The sequence below is a fragment of the Roseobacter sp. HKCCA0434 genome (assembly GCF_032464675.1).
Taxonomy (GTDB): Bacteria; Pseudomonadota; Alphaproteobacteria; order Rhodobacterales; family Rhodobacteraceae; genus Pontivivens.
Genome location: NZ_JAWDKL010000053.1, coordinates 1 through 2,539 on the forward strand (window position 1 = coordinate 1; position 2,539 = coordinate 2,539).

Annotated in this window: 3 protein-coding genes; 2 read left to right on the forward strand and 1 reads right to left on the reverse strand. The window is 55.7% G+C overall.

Annotation, left to right across the window (positions count from 1 at the left end; translation table 11 throughout):
- Window positions 1-83: 83 nt before the first annotated feature.
- Window positions 84-1,013, forward strand: a complete 930-nt coding sequence (locus tag RX333_RS17155; RefSeq protein ID WP_316016187.1) for an IS1595 family transposase — start codon at window positions 84-86, stop codon at window positions 1,011-1,013.
- Entirely contained in the window at window positions 1,006-1,533 is a 528-nt protein-coding gene (locus RX333_RS17160; protein WP_316016188.1) for a hypothetical protein, read from the forward strand. Before RX333_RS17155 ends, RX333_RS17160 begins: the two co-directional genes overlap by 8 nt.
- On the opposite strand, the gene RX333_RS17165 is transcribed toward RX333_RS17160, so the two are convergent.
- Window positions 1,522-2,382, reverse strand: coding sequence for a site-specific DNA-methyltransferase (locus RX333_RS17165; protein ID WP_316016189.1), 861 nt, complete (start codon window positions 2,380-2,382; stop codon window positions 1,522-1,524). The genes RX333_RS17160 and RX333_RS17165 overlap by 12 nt on opposite strands.
- Window positions 2,383-2,539 lie beyond the last annotated feature (157 nt).

Consider the following 2,539-nt stretch of genomic DNA (forward strand, 5'->3'; position numbering starts at 1 on the left):
TGGGGCCTATATACCTAACTAGCCAAAATCCTATCGCCTCACTTGGCTAGTTAAGTTACAAGGGTGTCAGAAGGAGACGCCCGATGTCCAGCAAGCCCGAGACCCTTTCGACCTTTGAATTCTTCGCGAAGTTCCCAGACGAGGAAGCCGCGCGCAAATTCTTTGAGGCAAAGCGCTGGGGCGACGAGCCAGTTTGCGGTCACTGCGGTTCCGTCAGCGTGACCGAGTGCAAAGACCACAGGCCTATGCCTTACCGCTGCAAAAACTGTCGCAAGCATTTCAGTGTACGCACCGGCACAGTGTTGGCCGAGAGTCGCCTTCCGCTCCAGAAGTGGCTTCTCGCGATTTACATGCTCACCAGCGCCCGCAAGGGCATTCCCAGCACCCAGATGGCCCGTGAACTCGGGATTACACAGAAGTCGGCTTGGTTCCTCGCGCAGCGCATACGTGAGACGTGGTTGAAAGACCGCGATGGAGACTTAGACGGTAACGTCCAAGTCGATGAAACCTATGTCGGTGGGCGCGAAAAGAACAAGCACGCGAAGAACAAGCTGCACGCTGGTCGTGGTGCGGTTGGTAAAGTTGCCGTGGTTGGCGTCCGGGACGAAGCTGGCGAGGTTCGCGCCATTCCAGTGAGGGACACGAAAGCGGAGACGCTGAAGCAGTTCGTTCGCGATCACGCCTCCTCTGGTGCAACCATCGTGACCGACCAGCATGGAGGTTATATCGGGCTGGAGGCAGAAGGCTTTCACCATATCCGCATCAATCACTCGGCTGGTGAATATGTGCGCAACATGGCGCACACAAATGGGATCGAGTCTTTTTGGTCACTGCTTAAGCGCGGCTACGTGGGTGTTTACCACTATATGAGCGCCAAGCACTTGCACCGCTACGTGAAGGAGTATTCCTTCCGCCACAACACCGCGCAGGTCGGCACCCTCGCCTTCATAGGCATGACCATCGACCGGATGAACGGCAAGCGCCTAACATATGGAAGGTTGATCGGTGCCTGACCGAAAAGATACTGTTGAGCCCATTAACGCGTCGTTCGAGGATGTGGTCAGCGCGATCATGCCCACGGTGAAGCAATCCACAGAAACAGGCGGTGCCGCAGTGCTTGAATGGTCGAAGAAACTCTCGAAAACCGATGCTCAACAGGAGACTTCGGGAGGGCTCGTTCCCTATCTGCGTCTGACCAAAGGCAGCTTGGGTGGAGGCGACGAGTTTCAGACGTGGTTTCGGGACGAGTTCTTTGGGGGTGCAGCATGGGTTTCCGGCAAGCACGGACGCGAAGCGGACATAGAGATATGCTCTATTCCGTTTGAGGTCGCGTTCCGGGGCGTTGCGCTTGGTAGCGTCCTGTTCCAAGTCACACATGGCCCGAATAGATGGCGCAGCAACAACACCCCGAATACTTGGATTCACTGGCCCGAGAAGATCGCAACCATGCTTGGCTTGAACGACTTGTCCGGTCAGACGATCCTGATTCAGAGACAACCCGATGGCCGCTACACGATGTCTCTAGGCGACTAGCGTGTTCTCCTCGCAGTCGGAGGCGGGTCGGAGGAGTCCATTGAAGACTTTCCCGGTTTTCGGGCGGGTCAGAACGGTGGGTTCGCAACCGACCCTCTGGAGGCGCTCCTGCATCACGTCAACGAGATTGATTTGCTCTTTGCGGAAGGCCGACACGTCGCGGTTCAATTCGATGCCGATGGCGTGACGGCCTTCTTGCACTGCCGATAGCAGAAAGGAGCCTGACCCACATGCGTTGTCCAGAACAACGTCGCCTGGACGAGTGTAGGTGCGAACAAGGTAACGACCAAGCCCTACCGGCTTCTGTGTCGAGTGATAGACCTGCCCCTCACTCTCCGCTGTCTTATGATAGATCACGTCGGTCGGATACCGCCCGCCTTCGCTCTTCACTTGCACGGGGTCAAAATCGCCGTAGGAGCCGGTGAGTTGCGCCTTACGCACGCCCTTGTCATAGGGAAGCCCCTCGGTGCGCTGCGGGGAGTAGTGCGGCTGCTGTGGGTAAAATACGCAGATGTCCTCATGCTTGCGGAGCGGTTGTTTCTTCGCGTTAAGGAAGTTCGTCGCCTTTGACTTCACCCACGTCAGTTTGTAACGGAACCAGTCTTCATTGCTAAGGATGAGACGAGCAGTGAAGGATCCCTGCCCGGTTAGTACAACGGCTCCCTTTGGGGCTAGTATCCGCCGGTATTCCCGCCACAGATTATCCAGCGGGATCAGGCTGTCCCACTTGTTCTGCGTGGTTCCATAAGGAAGATCGCAGAGCACCATATTGACCGACCCGTCAGGAATTAGGCTCATGGCGGCAAGGCAGTCATCTTCAATGACGATGGATCGGATCGGATTGGACATAGCGTTCTCCCTGTATTTGGAGCATTTTACCGATCTCAGAATCACGTCAACCTATATGCGCAGACTGGAAAAATACTGCTAAGATAAGAACTTAGCTTAATATGAAGCGCGATGGCGTTGGTTAACCTTGGCTAGTTAAGTATGCAGGCCCCTTCAT